This window comes from Micromonospora sp. NPDC005174, from assembly GCF_040608495.1.
Classification (GTDB): domain Bacteria; phylum Actinomycetota; class Actinomycetes; order Mycobacteriales; family Micromonosporaceae; genus Micromonospora.
This window is the reverse complement of record NZ_JBEXIJ010000027.1, coordinates 63,422-82,978: the sequence shown is the minus strand read 5'-3', so window position 1 is coordinate 82,978 and position 19,557 is coordinate 63,422. Positions and strand designations below refer to the sequence as shown.

Here is a 19,557-nt window from a genome sequence, read left to right as displayed (position 1 = left end):
CCAGCGTGCGCCTCAGGAGGCTTCACCCTTTTCCCGGACCACCCGGCCCCTTGCCGTTGTTCGTCTTCGGCGCCTTCGCCTTCTCGGGTGCCTTCGGCGGGGCCGGCGCCTTGGGGGCGACCTTCGTGGTGGTCTTCGTCGTCTTCTTGGGCGGGGCCTTCGTCGGGGCGGCCTTGACCGCCGGGGCGGTGGACGGGGCGGACCCGGCCACCCCGGAGACGCGTACCCGGCAGGTCGCGTCGCCGAGCCGGAACTCCACCGGCAGCGGATTCGCCCCGGTGTACGTCCCGGCCAGGGTGAGCTTCTCGGTCGCGCCGGCTGCCAGGGTCGTCCGCTGTGCGGCGGGCCGGATCTGCACCGCGCCACCCTGCTGCTCAACGGGGGCCGGTTCGGCCTTCGTCACCTTCTGCTGACCCGGGAAGGTGAAGTTCATCGTCCAGTCACGCAGTTCGCGCTCACCGGTGTTGGTCAGGGTCAGCTCGGCGGTGAAGTCCTTGCCGGAGTCGGTGCGCAGCGCGTACGCCACCTCGCAGGGCGTCGTCTCGGGCAGGCCCATCCGCGCCTCGGTGGTGGGCCGGTCCTCGCCGCTGGCCGGGCTGCGGGAGGTGAAGCCCCACATCGCACCGGTGACCGCGATCAACCCGACGGCCGCGACCCCGGCCTCCACCCGCCGACGCCGGTTCACCTGTCGGACGCGGGCGCGCCGCGTCCGCGACAGCGGAAGGGCGTCGGTCTCCGCCGACCAGGGCAGGATCGTGGTGCCGGCGTTCGCCAGCGCGACGGGATCCAACGGACCGCCGGCCGGCGAGACCGGTACCGCCGCCAGCATGCCGGCCGCCTCCGCGAGGGTGCGGGCCAGCTCCGCGGTGGTCGGACGGTCGGCCGGGCGCTTCGCGAGGCAGCGCCGCACCAGGTCGGTCACCGCGTCGGGCAGCCCGGGCACCGCCGGCATCGGGTCGGGGTCGCTGTACATGTGCGCACGCAGCATCTGCGTGGTCGTGTTCGCCTCCCAGGGCAGCCGACCGGTGAGCATCCGGTAGAGCAGCAGACCCACGGCGTACACGTCGGTGGCCGGGGAGACCTGGCCGTTGTCCAGTCGCTCCGGCGCGAGGTACGCGGGCGTGCCCAGCAACGCGCCGTCCGGCCCCTTCTCACTCTCCCCCACCAACGCGGAGATGCCGAAGTCGACCACCTTCACGCCGGTCGAGGTGAGCATGACGTTGCCCGGGGTGACGTCGCGGTGCACGACACCACGAGCGTGCGCGGTGGCCAGCGCCGAGCTGACCTCCGCGCCGATGGTCACCGCCTCACGCCACGGCAGCTGCATCTCCCGGCCGAGCCGGCCAGCCAGCGAACCGCCGTCGACGAGCTCCATCACCACGTACGGCACGGTCAGGCCGACCTGGTGGGACTCGCCGTAGTCGTACACGTTGGTGATGTTGGGGTGGCAGAGCCGCGCGGCGGCCTGCGCCTCGACGCGGATCCGGTGCCGGAAGGCCCGGTCGGTGGCTAGCCGCGACGCCAGCACCTTCACCGCTACCTGGCGGCCCAGCACCTCGTCGTAGCCGCGCCAGACCACCGACATGCCGCCCGCGCCGAGCTGCTCGATGAGCCGGTACCGCTCATCGAGGAGTTGCGCGCCGTTCCGGTCCCCACCGCCCATGGTGGCCGTTGTTGCCCAGGACCGGTCGGGTTACACCTGAAGGATCGGAATCGGTCAGGAGAATCACCCGATCAGGCGGTCGCCAGCAGTTGGTCCACGGGGGCGTAGTCGTCGGTCAACACCATCGCCGTACCGACGAAGTCCGTGAGGTCCGACCCGGAGAGCAGGCTGACGGTCGCGTCGACCGCGTCGAGGCGGGCGCGGACGGCGGTCAGCGGCAACGGCGCGTCGGAGGCGACGATGAGGAAGTTGCTGCCCCGCTCCTCGGCGAGCGCCTCCGGCGGGGCGATCAACGCGACGTGTGTGAACTCGGCGGCGACCGTGGCCAGCTCGGCGCGGATGAACCGCAGCGGCGGGTAGTCGATGACGTTCTGCACGTACACGCCGCCGGGGCGGGTCACGCGCCGGATCTCGGCGGCCATCTCCCGGGTCGCCAGGTGCCAGGGCACCACCAGGTGGCCGAACGCGTCGCCGACGACCAGGTCGCGGCTGTCCGTCGGCTCACCGGCGACCAGCATCCGGGCGTCGCCCACCACCGCCCGCAGGTCCGGCCCCGGGTGTACGCCCAGTTCCCGTTCCCCCAGCTCGACGAGCCCGCCGTCGATCTCGAACACCACGTTGTCGGTGCCGGGTCGGGTCGCGGTCAGGTACGTCGGCACGGTGAACCCGCCGCCGCCCAGGTGCAGCGCGTCCAACCGCTGCCCGGCCGGCGCGGCCACGTCGGCGACCGCGCCGATCCACTTGGTGTACGCGTACTCGAGGTGCTTCGGGTCGGCCAGGTCCACGTACGAGTGTTGGGCCGAGTTGAGCAGCAGCGTCCGGCCACTGGGACGGTTCGGATCAGTGGTGACGCGGGCGCAGTGGTACGCGGTCTCGATGTCGCACGGGTTCGGCGCGATGGCGCTCAGTCCCGCACCGACCAGGCCGAGGACGGCCAGCGCGGCTCGGGTGCGGGCCGGACCGGGCAGGTCGGTCCGCGCCTGGCGGCGCAGGTACCAGCCGAGGCCGATGCCGACCAGCCCGAGAGAGATCGCGAGTGCCAGCAGGATGACCGTGCTGGGCAGCGCGGCGACCAGCACGAACCCGGTGAGCAGGGTGGCCGTGATGCCGCCCAGGGTGCCGATGCCGGACAACCGGCCGACCACCTGGCCGGTCCGGCGCAGGTCGGCGAGTTGAAGCTTGACCACCAGCGGGGTCACCGCGGCCAGCAGTGCCGCCGGCACGAACACGGCGAGCGCGACGAGCAGCAGGATGGCGCTGGCCGCCCCGCCGCGCAGCACCTCGCCGGCGTAGCGCACCACGGGCAGGGTCACCGCGGTGGCGATCCCCGCCAGCACCAGCGCGGGCGCCAGCAGACCGCGTGGGTCCCGCCGGTCGGCCAGCCAGCCGCCGGACCACGCCCCGTAGGCGATCGCGGCGAGCGCGATGCCGATGACCGAGCTGGTCACCTGGAGGGTCACCCCCACGTACGGGCCGACCAGGCGCAGCGCGACCGTCTCCAGCACCAGCACGGCGCCGCTTGCGAAGAAGACCAGGAAGGCGGCCAGGCCGCCCGGCAGCGCCCGGCCGGTTACCGGCACGGGCGGGGCCGCAGGAGCCGCTACGTCGGACGCTGAGGAACTCATCGTCGCGATGGTACGCAGCGAAGCTGGCGCTCCGGGTCAGTACATCGAGAGATGAACATGGTTCGTGTGCGAGGCGGCGGGACTGCCGCTGCCACTGTAGGCACGCCAACCCGTGCCCGGGTGCCAGATCTGCCGGTACCAGATCACGTAGAGCACACCCAGGCGTTCGGCGTTGCGGACGTGCCAGGCGGCCAGGCTGTCCCCGTACGCCTTGTCGCCGCCGGTCGCGTTCTTGTCCTCGAAGCCGTTCGTGGCGGCCGAGAAGTCGCAGGCCCGACCCTTCGGGTGCTCGCCGCCGCCACCGCTGCGCTTGCAGGAGACGTGCCGCTTGTAGCCGGCCGCCTGGGTCTCCTTCAGGGCGTGCAGGGTGCGTGGGGTGATGCACCCCGAGGTGGTGGGGTCCTTCACCGAGCAGGACTCCGACGGCCAGGAACCGTCGGAGTTCCGGGGCGCCGGCTTCGCCGAGGACGAGTTGCCGCCGCTGAAGCCGCTGCTGCCACCCGAGCTGACCTCGGCGAGGGCCGCCTCGGCCTCCTTCTTCTTCTTGGCCATGACGGCGAGCTGCTTCTGCTGCTCACGAACCTCGGCGTCGATGGCGATCTTGGCCTGCTGGGCCTGCTGTCGGGCCTCGGTGAGATCGCGCAACCGCTTGCTGTCCCGCTGGGCCATCAGGTCCAGGTCGGCCGCCCGTTGCAGGAACGCCTGCGGCGTCGCCGTGTTGAGCAGCATCGCCGTCGGGGTGAGCCGGCCGGACCGGTACGACTGCGCGGCCACCTCGCCGACCTGCGCGGTCAGCCCGACGAGCCGAACCTCGACGGTCTTCAGCTCGCCGGTCAGCGCGGTCTGCCGGCGCTTGGAGTTGTCCAGCTTGGCCTTGGCCTCGATGTGGCCCTTGGCGGTCAGCTCCAGCGCGTCCTGCAACTTCTTGGTGCCGCCCTCACCGGGCTCGGCGGACGCGGGCACACCGCCGGCGAGCACCAGCGCGACGGCAGCGAGCAGAGGAAGCAGTAAGCGGCGAACGCGCGGCTGGCTGAGCCTGGTCCTGGGCACGAAAGCGTCCTTCCGTCGACCGCCGGCCCCCGGTGAACTCTGCGCGGCGGCGTCCCCACCGGCGCCGGTCGGCGGCCTGCTGGCGGAGACCGCCGGTCACGATACCGGAACGCGCGCCGGTGACCAGCCCCGTGAGCGCTCACCGGTGCCGGTGTCGACGCAGCGTGCTGCCGCCGTAGCGCGCTGCGTCGCGAGAGTCACGAAACCGGCTGGCCGCCCCGGCTCAGGAGCTGAGCAGCGCCTCGTGGACCTCGGTCCAGACCTCTTCGTTGACGGCGACGAGCAGCCCGCGACCCTCGTCGGCCGGGTCGTAGTCGACGCCGTCGAACCGGCGGGCCACACCACCCGCGGCGCGGACCAGCAGGGTCCCCGGCGCGTGGTCCCACGGCAGGGTGCGCCAGAAGAGGGCGAACTGCTGCTCGCCGGTGAGGATGTCCAGGTACTCCCGGCCGGCGCAGTGCTGGCCGGGCAGCAGCTCGCCGAGCCGGCGACCACCGGCACGGACCCGGTCACGGGCCTCCGGCGGCAGGAAACGCGTCATCGCCACGCCGCGGATGTCGCCCAGGGACGGCACGACGTCGGCGGCGCCGACCGGCTGGCCGTTGAGCAGGGTGCCCTCGTCGGCCCGACCGGCGGCCAGCGTCTGTGCCAGCGGATCGAGGATCCAGCCGGCCCTCGGCCGCCCGTCGGTCAGCAGCGCCACCATCAGGGCGAACGGTCGGCGACCGGCGGCGAAGTTGGCGGTGCCGTCGACCGGGTCGACCAGCCACACGTCCCCACTGTCGCGCAGGTGCGTCAGCAGCGTCGGGTCGTCGGCGACGCCCTCCTCACCCACCACCTGCGAACCTGGTCGGAGCTTGCGCAGCCCGGCGGAGAGCAGCTCCTCGGCGCGGCGGTCGGCGACGGTCACCACCTCGCCGGGCGCCTTCTCCGACACGTCGGCGTCGTCGAGCTTGCGGAACAGTGGCAGCACGACCTGGTCGGCGGCCTCCCGGAGCAGGTCGCCGACGTCGTCGAGCAGGGTGTCAGCCACGCGGCGGCAGCTTGACCACGCTGACGAAGAACTCGTCGATCTGCCGGACGACCGAGATGAAGCGCTCGAAGTCCACCGGCTTGGTCACGTAGGCGTTGGCGTGCAGCTGGTAGCTGCGCAGGATGTCCTCGTCGGCCTGCGAGGTGGTGAGCACGACCACCGGGATGCGGCGCAGCTCCGGATCGTTCTTGATCTCCTCCAGCACCTCCCGCCCGTCCCGCCGGGGCAGGTTGAGGTCGAGCAGGATCAGGTCGGGCGCCAACGCGTCCGCGTACTGGCCCTCCCGCCGCAGGTAGGCCAGCGCCTCGGCGCCGTCGGAGACGACGGTCAGCCGGTTGCGCAGCTTGTGCTCCTCGAACGCCTCCTGGGTCATCAACACGTCACCCGGATCGTCCTCGACGAGCAGGACCTCGATCGGGCTCTTGCCGTCCGCCGGCGCGGTCATCCCACCGTCTCCCTCATGTCACCCGTTCTACCGCTTTCCGGCGGCCCGTCGGCCCGGTCCGGCTGGTCCGCCCCGGCAGGGTCCTCCGGCTGCGCGGAAGACGCCTCGTCCGCCGGCGTGGTGTACCCCGCCGTGGCCTCCTGCGGCTGCTCGGCGGGGTCGGTGGCGGCAGCCGCCTCCACGTCCTCCGGGCGCGCCGGGAGCGTGAACCGGATGGCGGTGCCCTCCGGTACGTCGGTGTCCACCCAGACCCGGCCGCCGTGATATTCCACGATCTTCTTGACGATCGCCAACCCGATGCCGGTGCCCGGGTACGCGTCCTTGGAGTGCAGCCGCTGGAAGATCACGAAGATCTTGTCGGCGAACTCCGGCTCGATGCCGATGCCGTTGTCCTGGCAGCTGATCTCCCACTCGGCGTCGACCAGCCGCGCCGAGATGTGCACCTTGGGCGGCACGTCCGGACGACGGAACTTGATCGAGTTGCTGACCAGGTTGGCCAGCAGGTTGGTGAGCAGCGGCTCCTCGCCACGGATCACCGGCAGCTCGGTCCAGGTCAGCTCCGCGTCGGCGTACTGTCGGGCGGCCTCGGTCTGGCCGGCCACGTCGCCCATCACCTTGTTGAGGTCGACCTCGACGAAGCCGGTGGTGAGCCGGCCGATCCGGGAGAACGCGAGCAGGTCGTTGATCAGACGCTGCATCCGTTGGGCGCCGTCCACCGCGAAGGCGATGTACTGGTCGGCCCGCTCGTCGAGCTGCCCGGCGTAGCGGCGCTGGAGCAGCTGGCAGAAGCTGGCCACCTTGCGCAACGGCTCCTGCAGATCGTGGGACGCCACGTACGCGAACTGCTCCAGGTCACGGTTGGACCGGGTCAGCTCCTCGGCCTGCTTCTGGAGCTGGCTGTTGACCCACTCGATGCGTTCGCGGGCCTCCCGCACCTCAGCCAGGTCGGAGGCGATCTTCTGGCGCATCGCGTCCACGTCGTCGCCGAGCCGGATGAACTCCGGCGGGCCGACGGTGGCGATGCGGTGCTGGTAGTCGCCCTCGGCCACCTCGCGGACCTGGGTGGCCAGCCCGGTCAGTGGCCGGACCACCATCCGGTCCAGCGAGAGCAGCAGCACCGCGCCGGCCACGACGACCACCAGGGCCGCGACGATCAGCAGGACGACGAGCACGTTGCTGCTCTCGCGGACGTCCGCGGCGGCCCGCTCCCGGGCGGCCAGGATCTCCTGCTGGAGGTCACCGACGGCCGAGCGGACCTGGTCGAACCGCTGCCGGGCCTGCTCGGTGACCAACGCCTGGCCGGCGCGGGTGCCCTCCTGCTCGGTCGTGGTGATCACCGGCTCGGCGACGGCCTGCCGCCACTGCGCGGACCTCTCCTCGACGGTCCGCAGCTCCTGGCCGATCTGCGGATAGTCGTGCAGCAGGGCACGCATCGCGGCGACGGTGGCCTTCTCCTGGTCGAGCCCGGCCTCGTACGGACCCAGGTCGGCCAGGTCACCGCTGACCGCGTACCCGCGGACCGCCGTCTCCTGGTCGAGCACCGCGTTGAGCAGCTCCTGCGACTGCACCCGCAGCGGCCCGGTCTGGTTGAGGATGGCGTCGATCTGGGTGCGGTTGCGCGCGGCCACGGCGGCCTCCGCGACGGCCAGACCGATCAGCAGCACACCCACGACGGTGAGCAGCGTGATGACGCGGCGGCGCAGACTCCAGCCGCCGACCACCGGCCTCACCGGCCACCACCGCGGCTGACCAGCAGCATCGCCACGTCGTCGGCGAGCGGGCCACCGTTGATCTGCTCGGCCCGACCCACCAGCCACGCCGGTAGCTCGGGGAGCGACACCTCCCGGTTGGCCGGCTCGTCGAGCAGCCCGCTCAGGCCCGGCACGTCGAGCCGTTCGTTGCCGACGCCCACCCGCCCCTCGATCAGGCCGTCGGTGTACATCAACAGGGACCAGTCATCAGTGTCGAACTCCAGGTCGTAGGCGATCGGCCGGCGAGGTCGTACGCCCAGCAGCAGGCCTCCGGGCGCGGGCACCGGGACGACCCGGCCACCCGAGAGCAGCAGCGGCGGTGGGTGCCCGGCGAGTCGGACGGTGGCCCGGTTGGCGTCCAGGTCGAGTCGGGCGGTGGCCACCGTCGCGAAGATCTCCTGAAGGCGGCGCTCGCTCATCAGCACCTGTTCCAGTGCGGGCAGCACCTCGTCGTCCGGTACCCCGGCGAGCACCAGGGCCCGCCAGGCCACCCGCAGTTCCACACCGAGCGCGGCCTCGTCCACCCCGTGCCCGCAGACGTCCCCGACGATCAGGTCGAGACGGTCCGGACGGGTCTGCACCACGTCGAAGAAGTCTCCGCCGATCAGTGCGGCGTGCCGACCCGGCCGGTAGAAGGTGTGCACCGCCACCTGGTCGGTTGTCATCAGCGGCTGGGGCAGCAGACCACGTTCGAGTCGCGCCGACTCGGCCTGACGCAGCTCGACCTCGTGCAGCCGGCGGGCGTTGACGTCGGCGCGCTTGCGCTCGACCGCGTAGCGCAGCGCCCGCGTCAGCAGCACCCCGTCGACCTGGCCCTTGACCAGGTAGTCCTGTGCGCCCTCGGCGACCGCGACGATGCCCATGTGCTCGTCCGAGCGGCCGGTCAGCACGCAGACGGCGGCCCCGCTGGACATCTCCAGCACCTGGCGCAGCCCGTCCAGCCCCTGCGCGTCGGGCAGGCCCAGGTCGAGCAGGACGCAGTCGACGCCGGTGATCCGCTGCCGCGCCTCGCTGAGGCTGGTGGCGACCACCAGGTCGATCATCGAGTTCGTCTCGGCGAGCAGCTCACCGACCAGGAAGGCGTCGCCCTCGTCGTCCTCCACCAACAGCACCCGCAACCGCTCGCCGGGCGGCAGGTTGGCGTGCCGCGCCAGGCCACCGTGCGGGTACGGCACGACAGGGGAGCCGGCCAGGCCACCTCCCCGGTGCGGCCGGGTCACCGCCGCGAGACGCGGGAGTTCGCTGGTGATGTCGGGCTCCTTCCGAGTGCCCTGCTGATCCTGTATTAGACAACGGTCGCACACAACACGATGACCGCGGCACGGGGCGGGGATGGGCAGGATCACTGCCGGCCGGAGAACCGGGGGCACAGCGGACGGCCGGGCACCCCCTGAGAGGCGGAAGATCGGTGGACGCCCGGCCGTCCCCTTTTCGAAGCATCGACGGGCAGGATGGTGCAACCCCCACGCCCCACCACCCTCGAGGAGTTCGGATGGGCGCACCCCCCACCCCCGTCACGGCGGACGTACCGCTCCGGCCCGGTCCGGGCGTACCCCCTGCCGACCGTGCGCTGACCCGACCGCGTCGGCGGCTCCTGGCCGCCGCGGCGGCGCTTGTCGCGCTGGCGGCCGTCGGCGCCGGCAGCCTGCTCGACCTGCGCACCCCGACGCCGAGGCCGGCGGACGCGCCGGCGGACGAGTTCAGCGCCGCCCGGGCGTACGCGGACGTGCAGGTGATCGCGGCCCGGTCGCACGTCGCCGGGAGCCCGGCCAACGACCAGGTTCGCGCGCACGTCGAGCAGAAGCTGCGCGGCCTGGGCCTGGAGACGGACGTGCAGGACACCGTCGCGCCGGAGGCCGGCCAGCTCAGCGGGGCGGCCGGCGGCGCGACAGTGGCCCGGGTACGGAACGTGGTCGCCCGGCTGCCCGGCACCGACCCGACCGGCCGGGTGTTCCTGGTCGCCCACTACGACTCGGTGCAGACCGGGCCGGGTGGCAACGACGACGCGGCCGGCACCTCGGCCATCCTGGAGGTGGCCCGCGCGCTGTCCACCGGCCCCCGGCCCCGCAACGACGTCGTCTTCGTGCTGACCGACGCCGAGGAGGCGTGCCTCTGCGGTGCGGCCGCGTTCGCCGCGAGTCACCCGCTCGCCGCCGACGGCGGTGTGGTGCTCAACCTGGAGGCGCGCGGTGCCACCGGCCCGGTGATCATGTTCGAGACGTCGAAGGACAACGCGAAGCTGGTGGACGTCTTCGGCCGGGCCGCACCGCACCCGGTGGGCACCTCGTTCGCCGTGGAGATCTACCGGGCGCTGCCCAACGACACCGACTTCACCGCCTTCCTGGACCACAGGTTCGTGGGGTTGAACTCGGCGTACATCGACGGCGGCGCGATCTACCACACCCCGCTGGACACCCCGGCCGCGATGGACCGGGGCAGCCTCCAGCAGCACGGGGACAACGCGCTCGGCCTGGCCCGGGAGTTCGGCGCGGTCGACCTGACCGACCTGCGCTCCGGACACGACGCCACCTACTTCCCGCTGCCGGGTGTGCTGGCCCGTTACCCGGGCTGGCTCGTCCTGCCGTTGGCCCTGCTCGCGGTGCTCGCGGTCGCGGCACTGGGCTGGCGGACCCGCCGCAGTGGACGGGCGAGCACAGGGCAACTGGTCGCCGGTTTCGGCCTCGCTCTGGTGCCGATCGTGGTCGCGCCGGTCGCCGCCCAACTGCTCTGGCTGGCGATCACCGCGATCCGGCCGGGGTACGCGGAACTCCTCGACCCGTACCGTCCGGTCTGGTACCGGATGGCCGTGCTGGCGCTCGCCACCGCCATTCTGTTCACCTGGTACGCGCTGACCCGCCGTCGGATCGGCCCGGCCGCGCTGGCCGTCGGCGGCCTGGCCTGGCTGGCCCTGCTCGGGGTGCTGCTCGCCGTGGCGGTGCCCGGCGGGGCGTACCTCACCACCCTGCCGGCGCTCGCCGGCGCCCTCGGCGGTCTGGTGGCGCTGCGCACGCGGCAGACCGGGCCGTGGCCGGTGGTGGCGGTGACCGCCGCCGCCGCGGTCGGTGTGGTGATCCTCCTGCCGACGGTGGTCCTGCTCTTCCCCGCGCTCGGGATGGCGATGGGCGGGGTGGCCGCGCTGGTCGCGGTGCTGCTCGGCCTGACCGCGCTGCCGGTGGTCGACCTGCTGCACCCGCAGGCCGGCGGACAGCGCGGCCTGGTGGCGCTGCGGGCCCGGCGACGCGCGGCGCTGCCGGCCGGGGCCGCCGCCGTGGCGGCGGTGGTGCTCGCCGGGGTCGGGCTGGCCGTCGACCGCTTCGACGCCGCCCATCCCGCACCCACCCATCTGATGTACGCCCTGGACGCCGGCACCGGGCAGGCCCGCTGGTTGAGCCACGAGGCCGACCCGCAGCCGTGGACGGACGGCTACGTGGACGGGGTCGCCAGCGTTGCGGACGACTTCCCCGGCCTCGGCGACGGTGAGCTGCGGGTCGGTCCGGCCCCGGCGGCGACCCTGCCGGCGCCGAAGCTCGACGTGCTGGGCGACACCAGCGCCGGCGGTGAGCGGACGCTGCGGCTGCGGCTCACCCCGCAGCGGGCGGTCCGGCTCGCCACCCTGCACGTCGACACGGCGACCGCCACCGTGCTGCGCGCCGAGGTGGCCGGGCGGTCGGTGCCGGTGGAGCCCCGCGCGGGCAGGTGGGGCTTCGGGTTGGTGTTCCACGCTCCGCCGCCGGAGGGCGTCGAGGTCACGCTGACGCTGCGGACGATCACCGCGCAGGTGGCGCTGCGGGCGATGGACGCCAGCGACGGGCTGGACGCGCTGCCCGGCTTCCGGCCCCGCCCGCCGGCCGTCGGTGTCGTCGGATCACACAGCTCCGAGATGCTGGCCGTCGCGCGCACCTATCCCATTTGAGGAAGACGAACCGGTGGTCCGGCGGCTGATTCGCGCCGCCGGACCACCGTGGTCGGATTCGCGTTCCGGTCAGCTCGCCGGCTCGGGTTGACCGGCGCCGATACGCCGCCAGCGGTTTCCGTCGTGATCGGTGAAGGTCAGCTCCACCAGAACGGTGTCGGTGGCCGCGTGCAGCCGGTGCTCCCCGGTGACGGTGACGAACAGTTGCGCGCTTTCCCGACCGTGTATCCGGCGGACCTGTTTCGCTCCGGCGAGGTCGACGGGCGGGTCGTCCGGAGCCTCGGACGACACGAGTCGTGGCACCACCGTCACGTCGAGCACCGGCGCGTCACTCTCGTTGGCCACGGTCACCCGAAGCACCGCGTTGCCGCGAATCTCGGTGACCGCCGAGACCAGTCGTGCCTGGGTGGCCCGGACCCGCATCTCGTCGACGCGCCGGGCACGGATCTCCCGACGCAGACCGAGATACACGAAGAGCACACTCGCGATGGAGCCGAGCGCGCCGAACCAGTCCGGAACGGAACCCCAGTCGGCCACATCGTCGTACGGCAACCAGTTCATGTGTCCATCGTGGATGCGCCGCGCGAGCATCGAGCCCGGCAGATCGGTTCGAATGAACGACGAAATAGAATTCGTCATGTCGATTCCGGTCAGCCGGGCGGCCTAAACGGAGAGTGTGCAAGTCGGTACGGTGGTGGATACCCTTGCGGTTGACGTAGGGCGGGTGACGACCCCTCCGAATGTCCACTCAGTGGACATGATCCTTTATGCCACCCGCCGCGCCGCAATTTCGCCACCGAAGGGGGACCGCATTGACTGCGGACGTTCCACCCGAGGATGCGGGCGTGCGCCGGCCGGCCTACGACCGACCGAGTCGCGTCTCCGTCGACCCACCACTCGGGCGCCTGGACAGCCCACTGCACGGCCGCGACGACCTGATCGACGAGATCCTGCATCCGGCGGACACCGACGGGGACCGGCCGGCGGTGCACATCCTGTGCGGCATGGGCGGCTCCGGCAAGAGCCACGTGGCGTTGGAGATCGCCCGTCGGGCACGGGCGGACGGTCGTACCGTCTGGTGGGTGCAGGCCGGCCGGCTCAACTCCGGGATGCGCGAGGTCGTCAGTCAACTCGGCGCGTCGGAGAGTCAGGTCGACCAGGCGTGGTCCGGCATGATCAGTGCCACCGACCTGGTCTGGCGCTACCTCAACCAGGCCCAGCAGCCCTGGCTGCTGATCTTCGACAGCGCGGACGAGCCCGCGACGCTCGGCCCCACCGACGGGGTGCTCGCCGACGGCACCGGCTGGCTGCGCAGGCCGGAGGCCGAGGACGGCATGGTCCTGGTGACCACCCGGGACGGCAACCGCGCCACCTGGGGCACCTGGTCGACCCTGCACCAGGTGGGCCCGCTCGACGCCGACGCCGGGGCCCAGGTGCTCATCGACCGGGCCGGCGCGCAGGCCGGCGGCCTGGACGACGCCCGCGAACTGGCGCGCGAGCTGGGCGGGTTGCCCCTGGCCCTGCGCGCTGCCGGCAACTACCTCCGCTCGGTCAACGCCAGTCCGGTCTGGCGCGGCTCTTCCACCATCACCACCTTCGCCGACTACCGCACCGCGGTGGAGCGGCGGTTCCGCTCGCCGCGCGACGCCGCCGACGTCGACCTCGACGAATCGCTCGGTCTGGAGATCGTCCGCGAGGTCGACGACATCTCACTGGACCTGCTGGCCCGCCGTCAGCTCGAACAGAGCCGGCCCCTGCTCAACGTGCTGGCCTGCCTGAGCGTCTCCCCGGTGCCCTACGAGGCGGTCCTCAAGCCGGCCATCCTTGCCGGGTCGCCCCTGTTCGAAGGACTGACCGCCCGGCAGCGGGTCAAGGTGCTGGAGGGCATCGGCGACCTCGCCCTGGTCGACTTCGACGTCCAGGAGGACGTCACCGACCCGGCCTTCGCGCACGTGCTGTCGCTGCACCCACTGGTGCACGCGATGTTCCGCGACCGCGACGAGGTCCGCGAGCAGATCGCCGAGTACCACAGCGTCGTCATGAAGCTGCTGCTCGCCGCCACCGGGGGCCAGAATCCGGACGACTCGGCGGCCTGGTCCAACTGGGACGTACTGGTGCCGCACCTGGTCGAGGCCGTCCGCGGATACCTGGTGCCGCAGAAACACAAGCACGACCCCGAGACGGTACGCGGGGCACTGGAGTTGACCAGGCTGACCGCCCGCTACCTCATCGCCGTCGGCCTGCCCGGGTCGGCCTTCGACATCCTCGAACCGATCGTGCGGGGCTGCGCCGCGTACGACCACGACCCGGACCGGCCGCAGGTGTTGGCGCTGCGGCACGAGCTGGGCCGCACCTGGCTCGAGCGCAACCAGCCGGAGATGGCCGACCGGGTGCTCCGCGACGTCATCGCCGACCGGACCCAGGTGCTGGGCAGCGACGATCCCGACACCCTCGCCAGCCGGCACAAGCTCACCAAGGCGATCATGGCGCAACGGCAGTGGCCGGAGGCCGAGTCGGAGCTGCGACAGATCGTCGCCGCGGAGGACCAGGTACGCGGACCCGAGCACTGGGACACCATGGTCGTGCGGCACAGCCTGGCGCTGGCCGTCCTCGCCCAGCATCGCGCCCCCGAGGCGGAGGAGATGCTGCACGCGATCCTGGAGGTCCGGTACCGGTTGTGGCCGTCGAACCAGCCGGAGACCTGGCAGGCTCGGCACACGCTGGCCCGGTGCATGCAGGAGCAGAGTCGCCTCGGCGAGGCGGAGGCCGAGCTGCGGGCCACCCTGGCCACCGTGGCGCCCCGGCACGCCGACCGCAGCGAGGTGCTCGCCATCCGGGCCACCCTCGCCGTGGTGCTCCTGCTCGACGGGCGGGTCGACGAGGCGATCGACGTGTACGAGCGACTGCTGGCCGATCGCCGACGGCTGCTCGGGGACTTCCACCTGGACACCCTCCAGGTGGAACATGCCCTGCGCCGCCTGCGCAACGGCGAGTGAGCTGTCAGTGCGGCGCGGAGGGGCCCAGGTCGCTCGGATCGGTGTTGCCACCGCACACGATCACCGCGACCCGCTCCCCCGCCTGCGGCACGTACGCCCCGCCGACCAGGGCGGCCAGCGCGGCGGCACCACCCAGCTCCGCGGCGATCCGCAGCTCCGACCAGAGCAGTCGACGTGCGCGCACCAGGTCGTCGTCGCGCACCAGCACCGGGACCACGCCGGTGCGCCGGGCGGTGTCGAAGGCGATCTCGCCGATCCGGCGCGCGCCCAGCGAGTCGGTCGCGATACCGCCCACCTCGATGTCGACCGGCCGACCAACCTTCAGGGCGGTGTGCAGGGTGGGGATCTGCTCCGGCTCGACGGCGACGACACGCACCGACCCGTCGAACCAGGTCGCGATGCCCGACACCAGCCCACCGCCGCCGACCGCCACCAGCACGGTGTCCACCGCCCCGAGCTGGCGCTCCAACTCCCGCCCCACGGTGCCCTGACCGGCCACCACCTCCGGCTGGTCGTAGGCGTGCACCACGAGCGCCCCGGTCTCGGCGGCCCGCTGGGTGCTGGCCGCCAACGCCTCGGCGTAGTGCTGGCCCACCTGCCGCACCTGCGCCCCCAGGCCGGCCAACCGCTGCACCTTCACCGGTGATGCGGTGACCGGCACGAAGACCTCAGCCGGTACGCGCAGCGAGCGGGCCGCGTACGCGACCGCGAGACCGTGGTTGCCCCCCGACGCGGCGATCACCCCGGCGGGCGGCAGCGACCCCTGGAGCATCCGGTTGAACGCGCCGCGCGGCTTGAACGACCCGGTGTGCTGGTGCAGCTCCAGCTTGAGGCTGAGCAGCCCGGGAACGCCCAGGTCAGCGCCGTCGACCGCGATGACCGGCGTCTCACGGACCCGCCCCTCGACCCGCGCCGCGGCCGCCTCGACGTCACTTCTGTCCACCATGGGGAAACGCCCTTCACTACGACCAGAGAGCCAGTCGACCATCGTCGGTGAGCCCGACGAAACATCCTACGGAGATGCGCCGACCGTCCATTGCCGGACGCACCGTGTGGTAGTGGCGCGGGTCGAACAGGAATCCCTCTCCCAACGTCGGCCGCAACGTCAACGACTGGACGCCGTCGACCACCGCCTCTGAATAGCCGTACCCGCTGGGAATGCGCAGGTCCTCGTCGTCCGGCTGCCAGCGGCGACGCCACAGCACCGTCTCGCCACCGGCGGGCGGCACCTGGACGTAGATGTTGAACGCCAACTGGGCCACCACCTCGGCGTCCAGCAGCCGACCGGCGTACTCCCGGACCGCGTCGTCGAAGTGCACCTGAAGGCCGGCGTTGATCTCGCGGACGATGCCGACGTGCATCTGACGCCCCTGCCGCCGCCCGGGTGACACGTCCGGCCAGGCGGCCCGGAACGCGGCCAGGCACAACTCGCGCGGCGCGTCCGGCAGGCCCAGCGTGGCCCAACCCTTCTCGGCGGCCTCAGCGGCCTCCCAGTAGTCCTCGCGCAGGTCACCACCATCGCGGTGGTCGTTGATGGCCGGGCCGAACTTGGCAACGGCGGGGAACACACGGCTCTCGTCGTAACGGTCCATCTCCGCGTCGGCGAGCGCGGCGGTGACGGCGTGGCAGCGGGCGGCGGACAGCAGCCCCGGCACCCGGACGGCGGCGATCCGCCCGGCGACGAGACCGGCGACGTCCGCGCGGGTGATCGTTTCGGACTCGACGGCCACGAACAACGGATCGGTTCTGCTCGCTTGTCGCACGGCGGTCCTTTCGTGTCGAAGATCCCTCACCGACAGGTCGCGCCCCCCGATCCGCGCACCGTGCAATGTAGCCACCGGCAGCAAATCCGCACCCCACCATTGACCCCGACGCATCTCGTGCACACATTCGGCAGATCCCGGTCCGGGTGGCGGACGTGCCGTTACCATCGGCCCAACCGGGGGTACGACACGCAGAGCCGTACGGCGGATCGAATCCACCGATCGGAGAATGGTGATGGCTCTCGATCCGATAGATGATGCGACTAGTTCGATTGCGGACGAGGAGTTCGATTATGGCTGGCGCCGGCCCGACCGATCTTGACGCGTACGTCGACCGCCTGGAGATGGCGCGTCGAATAGCCCGGGAAATGATCGAGTCCGACCACCTCACGCTGGAGCTGGCCGTGCGGCAGCGCCCGCAGTGCTGGTCACGACGACCGGTCGCGCACACCTCCCGCACCGACGCCTGACTCACACGCAAGCCCGCACCTCGGCCGCCGGCCGTGCCCGCCCTCCGCGCCGGATGATCGACTCCAGATCGTCGAACTGGGGCCATCTTGCTGCGGGGATACCCCCAGTTCGCCGAACTGGAGTGGATCACGTGGCCGGGACCGCAAAGCGTGGCACCGTCGGGCAGGATGCCAGTCATGCGCCGGCTCGCAACCGCTCTCTGCCTGCTGACTGCCATCGCGCCGGGAGTGGCTGCCTGTGCGGCGCCGCAGACACGGCCCGAAGACGCCGTACCGAGCGCGTCCGCCGAATGGGGCACCCACCAGGCCGAGGTGAGCGGCGTGACGCCCGGTCCGGGTGTCCGGACGGTGACCGTGCAGGTCAAGGCGCTCGCTGGTGGCGATGATTGCTCCCGCAACGTGCGGGTCGACAACCAGACCGAGGAGAACGGCGTCATCTTCGCCGACATCGTGGAGGAATCGGCCGGGTCCGCCGTCGTCGGCGCCTGCCCGACCTTCGCAAACGCCGAGGTGACCCTCACGTCGGCGGAGCCGATCGGCGACCGCTCGCTGTCGCTCAACCAGAAGACGTGGGCGCTGGAGAACGGCGCGTACAGCCGGTGTGACGAGACCCTTGGCTGCAAGCCGCCGGAGGACCGCTGCGATCCGACCTGGACGCGTGCGGCCGTACGGGGAATGGACGTGTCCCGCCACTCGCAGGGCCACGTCGAAGCCTGTGACGGGAACTGGCTGATCATGACGGTGCCGGACGACCCGACGTCGTGCGGCGTCGAGCCGCGCCCCGGATGCGAGGTGGACACCGCCGTACGGCGCTACTTCCTGCGTAACGAGCCGGCCGGATGGTCGACCGTCGCCAGGACCACGTCGGGTGGGTGCGACGCGGTCCTCAAGGCGGCTCCGGCCTTTCCCCGCAAGCTCTGCGCCGAGCTGAAACCGACGGTCCGGTTCGTCACCGCGGGTCCCCCGCCCCCGACCGGTAAGCCCGGCGGCTGATGCGAGTTGTCCGACTGGGACAGGCCCTGGTGGGCACCCTGAGCGCGGTGCTCCCGCTGGCCGTGTGCGGCCTCCTCACCGCCAGCCTGTGACCGTGCGCCCAGTCGGAGTAGAACATGACCCCGTCGCCTGCCGGCGCCACCTCGGGCAGATCCACGACGATGACGAAGAGCAGTCCACTGACGTAGATAGAAAGGCCGATGCGGTCCCGCCCGTACGCCTCGGCCAGGCGCACCCGCGCGGGATGGCACGGCCAGGGCGTGTCTGCCGCACATGTCTGGCAGTGCCACTGCGGCCGGCGTGGCAGGTGCTCCCCGTCCATCCGGCGATCGAGCGCTGACACCGACCGTTCAGCCCGATTGGCCCGTGCAGTCTGCCGTTCTCCAGCCGTCACCGAGCCGCCCGCCCACCGTCGCGGTTGCCGTCCCCCACCGTGATCCCGTACGCGCCGAACCGCTGTGGGTAACAGGTCGCTGCTCCGGTCACGTCCAGTTGGACCTGACTCCGCCTGCTCCACCAGCTCTTGAACCGCTTCCAAACTGCCACCACGCCTCCCACCGTCACTGCGCGTACGCGTCCGATACACCGTGCGGCGGTACGCTCACATCGGTCGACGGGTTGCGCGTTGCCAATGCGCACCGGCAACCTGGCAACTCCGGCGGGAGGGGCGAGACATGCCAACATTCGGCGCCCGAATGCGGACAGCGCGGGAAGCGCGCGGGCTCAGCCTGGCCGCTCTCGCCGAGCTGCTGCCCGCCGACAAGGGTCACCTCTCACGGCTTGAGAACGGCCGACGACGACCGGGTGAGGATCTGGCCCGTCGGATCGACGACGTCCTGGCCGCTCGTGGGGAGCTGATCGCCTGCGCCGCCCTGGACATCGCCGCTGCCTCCGACACCCGGCCGTCGGAGACCGTCGAGCTGCTACATCGAATGCACGCCAGCGACACCGCCCCCGCCACCATCGAGACGTTGCGGGCGACCGTGACCGAGCTGTGCTGCCAGTACGGGTGGCGCGACGCCGGGGAACTCCGCGCCGAAGGTCAGGGTTGGCTGCGCGAGGTCGCCCGACTGCTACAGCGACCCACCGGGCTACGGCAGCACCGTGAACTGTTGGTGTGCGCGGGCTGGCTCGCGCTGCTGATCGGCTGCGTCGAATACGACCTCGGCATGCGCGCCAGCGCCGAGGCCACCCGCACTGCCGCTCATCAGCTCGGCGAGGAGGCCGGTCACGCCGGCATCACCGGCTGGGCGTGGGAGATGACGGCGTGGTTCGCACTCACCCAGTCCCGGCACGGGGCGATGTTGACTGCCGCCCGAGCTGGGCAGGAAGCCGCCGGTCGACAGCGGGTGGGGGTGCAACTGATCGCACAGGAAGCCAAAGCGCTGGCACGACTCGGCGACGTTGAGGGCGCGCGAACGGCGCTCGATCGGGGTCGGCGGCTGCTCGACGACCTCGGTTCGCCCGACCGGCCCGACAACCACTTCGAGGTCGATCCCGGGAAATGGCTGTTCTACGCGATGGACGCCTATCGCCTCGCCGAACATGACACGCTCGCCGAGCACTACGCCAACGAGGTTCTGCGTCTCGGCACCGGATCGGACGGCACCGAGCGGTCACCCATGCGGATTGCCGAAGCCAGACTCACTCTCGCCGCCACAGCCCTGCGCGCTGGCGAGTTGGACCGGGCCGTCGAGGAGGGGGTGGCGGCGTTCGCCGCTACGCGCCGCTCCCTGCCCTCGCTGCTGCTCGTCGCCGGTGAAGTTGACGTCGAACTTCACCGTCGCTACCCCCGCGAGCAGGCCACCGCCGACTTCCGCGACGCGTTGAACGCCATTCGGTAGCCACAACCGTC

General features: G+C 71.9%; 16 protein-coding genes. 5 read left to right on the top strand and 11 right to left on the bottom strand.

Going from position 1 to position 19,557, the window contains the following annotated elements; translation table 11 throughout:
* Positions 1 to 22 precede the first annotated feature (22 nt).
* From ABZU91_RS25215 to ABZU91_RS25185, 7 genes are all read right to left on the bottom strand, one after another.
* Positions 23 to 1,663 (bottom strand): serine/threonine-protein kinase, encoded by a 1,641-nt coding sequence (locus tag ABZU91_RS25215; RefSeq protein ID WP_355245107.1) that lies wholly within the window; start codon positions 1,661 to 1,663, stop codon positions 23 to 25.
* 71 nt (positions 1,664 to 1,734) lie between these two features.
* Positions 1,735 to 3,288: a fused MFS/spermidine synthase gene (locus tag ABZU91_RS25210; protein ID WP_355245104.1), complete on the bottom strand. Its 1,554-nt coding sequence runs from the start codon at positions 3,286 to 3,288 to the stop codon at positions 1,735 to 1,737.
* Between the two features lie 36 nt (positions 3,289 to 3,324).
* The gene (locus tag ABZU91_RS25205) at positions 3,325 to 4,338 is read right to left on the bottom strand and encodes a hypothetical protein (RefSeq protein WP_355245101.1); all 1,014 of its coding nucleotides are present in this window, start codon (positions 4,336 to 4,338) and stop codon (positions 3,325 to 3,327) included.
* 223 nt (positions 4,339 to 4,561) lie between these two features.
* Complete coding sequence (locus ABZU91_RS25200) at positions 4,562 to 5,371, bottom strand: inositol monophosphatase family protein (RefSeq protein ID WP_355245098.1); 810 nt, start codon at positions 5,369 to 5,371, stop codon at positions 4,562 to 4,564.
* Entirely contained in the window at positions 5,364 to 5,816 is a 453-nt protein-coding gene (locus ABZU91_RS25195) for a response regulator (protein WP_355245095.1), read from the bottom strand. The genes ABZU91_RS25200 and ABZU91_RS25195 overlap by 8 nt, the downstream gene beginning before the upstream one ends.
* A complete protein-coding gene (locus ABZU91_RS25190) occupies positions 5,813 to 7,546 on the bottom strand; it encodes an ATP-binding protein (protein ID WP_355245092.1) in 1,734 nt (577 codons plus the stop codon). The genes ABZU91_RS25195 and ABZU91_RS25190 overlap by 4 nt, the downstream gene beginning before the upstream one ends.
* Entirely contained in the window at positions 7,543 to 8,787 is a 1,245-nt protein-coding gene (locus ABZU91_RS25185) for a fused response regulator/phosphatase (protein WP_355245089.1), read from the bottom strand. The genes ABZU91_RS25190 and ABZU91_RS25185 overlap by 4 nt, the downstream gene beginning before the upstream one ends.
* Positions 8,788 to 9,059: 272 nt before the next feature.
* On the opposite strand from ABZU91_RS25185, the gene ABZU91_RS25180 reads away from it, so the two are divergent.
* The gene (locus ABZU91_RS25180; RefSeq protein WP_355245086.1) at positions 9,060 to 11,480 is read left to right on the top strand and encodes a M28 family peptidase; all 2,421 of its coding nucleotides are present in this window, start codon (positions 9,060 to 9,062) and stop codon (positions 11,478 to 11,480) included.
* 69 nt (positions 11,481 to 11,549) lie between these two features.
* Here ABZU91_RS25180 and ABZU91_RS25175 read toward each other — a convergent pair whose 3' ends face one another.
* Positions 11,550 to 12,041 carry a hypothetical protein gene (locus ABZU91_RS25175; protein WP_355245083.1) on the bottom strand — a complete coding sequence of 164 codons (492 nt, stop codon included), beginning with the start codon at positions 12,039 to 12,041 and terminating at the stop codon, positions 11,550 to 11,552.
* Positions 12,042 to 12,325: 284 nt separating this feature from the next.
* On the opposite strand from ABZU91_RS25175, the gene ABZU91_RS25170 reads away from it, so the two are divergent.
* The gene (locus ABZU91_RS25170) at positions 12,326 to 14,476 is read left to right on the top strand and encodes a tetratricopeptide repeat protein (protein WP_355245080.1); all 2,151 of its coding nucleotides are present in this window, start codon (positions 12,326 to 12,328) and stop codon (positions 14,474 to 14,476) included.
* A gap of 4 nt (positions 14,477 to 14,480) precedes the next feature.
* Here the strand turns inward: ABZU91_RS25170 and ABZU91_RS25165 are convergent, their stop codons facing one another.
* On the bottom strand, positions 14,481 to 15,422 hold the full coding sequence (locus tag ABZU91_RS25165; RefSeq protein WP_355245077.1) for a threonine/serine dehydratase: 942 nt from the start codon (positions 15,420 to 15,422) through the stop codon (positions 14,481 to 14,483).
* A gap of 16 nt (positions 15,423 to 15,438) precedes the next feature.
* Entirely contained in the window at positions 15,439 to 16,206 is a 768-nt protein-coding gene (locus ABZU91_RS25160) for a hypothetical protein (protein WP_355245074.1), read from the bottom strand.
* 326 nt (positions 16,207 to 16,532) lie between these two features.
* Between ABZU91_RS25160 and ABZU91_RS25155 the strand changes: the two genes are divergently transcribed.
* Together ABZU91_RS25155 and ABZU91_RS25150 are read left to right on the top strand one after the other, a co-directional pair.
* A complete protein-coding gene (locus tag ABZU91_RS25155; protein WP_355245071.1) occupies positions 16,533 to 16,709 on the top strand; it encodes a hypothetical protein in 177 nt (58 codons plus the stop codon).
* A gap of 177 nt (positions 16,710 to 16,886) precedes the next feature.
* Entirely contained in the window at positions 16,887 to 17,702 is an 816-nt protein-coding gene (locus ABZU91_RS25150) for a hypothetical protein (RefSeq protein WP_355245068.1), read from the top strand.
* Positions 17,703 to 18,092: 390 nt separating this feature from the next.
* Here the strand turns inward: ABZU91_RS25150 and ABZU91_RS25145 are convergent, their stop codons facing one another.
* On the bottom strand, positions 18,093 to 18,248 hold the full coding sequence (locus ABZU91_RS25145) for a hypothetical protein (RefSeq protein ID WP_355245066.1): 156 nt from the start codon (positions 18,246 to 18,248) through the stop codon (positions 18,093 to 18,095).
* Positions 18,249 to 18,376: 128 nt separating this feature from the next.
* On the opposite strand from ABZU91_RS25145, the gene ABZU91_RS25140 reads away from it, so the two are divergent.
* Positions 18,377 to 19,546, top strand: coding sequence for a helix-turn-helix domain-containing protein (locus ABZU91_RS25140; protein WP_355245063.1), 1,170 nt, complete (start codon positions 18,377 to 18,379; stop codon positions 19,544 to 19,546).
* Positions 19,547 to 19,557: the final 11 nt, after the last annotated feature.

Coding starts and splice junctions, on each gene's coding strand:
- ABZU91_RS25215 (WP_355245107.1), bottom strand. CDS start 1,663: ATGGGCGGTGGGGACCGGAACGGCGCGCAACTCCTCGATGAGCGGTAC.
- ABZU91_RS25210 (WP_355245104.1), bottom strand. CDS start 3,288: ATGAGTTCCTCAGCGTCCGACGTAGCGGCTCCTGCGGCCCCGCCCGTG.
- ABZU91_RS25195 (WP_355245095.1), bottom strand. CDS start 5,816: ATGACCGCGCCGGCGGACGGCAAGAGCCCGATCGAGGTCCTGCTCGTC.
- ABZU91_RS25180 (WP_355245086.1), top strand. CDS start 9,060: ATGGGCGCACCCCCCACCCCCGTCACGGCGGACGTACCGCTCCGGCCC.
- ABZU91_RS25175 (WP_355245083.1), bottom strand. CDS start 12,041: ATGAACTGGTTGCCGTACGACGATGTGGCCGACTGGGGTTCCGTTCCG.
- ABZU91_RS25165 (WP_355245077.1), bottom strand. CDS start 15,422: ATGGTGGACAGAAGTGACGTCGAGGCGGCCGCGGCGCGGGTCGAGGGG.
- ABZU91_RS25155 (WP_355245071.1), top strand. CDS start 16,533: ATGGCTGGCGCCGGCCCGACCGATCTTGACGCGTACGTCGACCGCCTG.
- ABZU91_RS25150 (WP_355245068.1), top strand. CDS start 16,887: ATGCGCCGGCTCGCAACCGCTCTCTGCCTGCTGACTGCCATCGCGCCG.
- ABZU91_RS25140 (WP_355245063.1), top strand. CDS start 18,377: ATGCCAACATTCGGCGCCCGAATGCGGACAGCGCGGGAAGCGCGCGGG.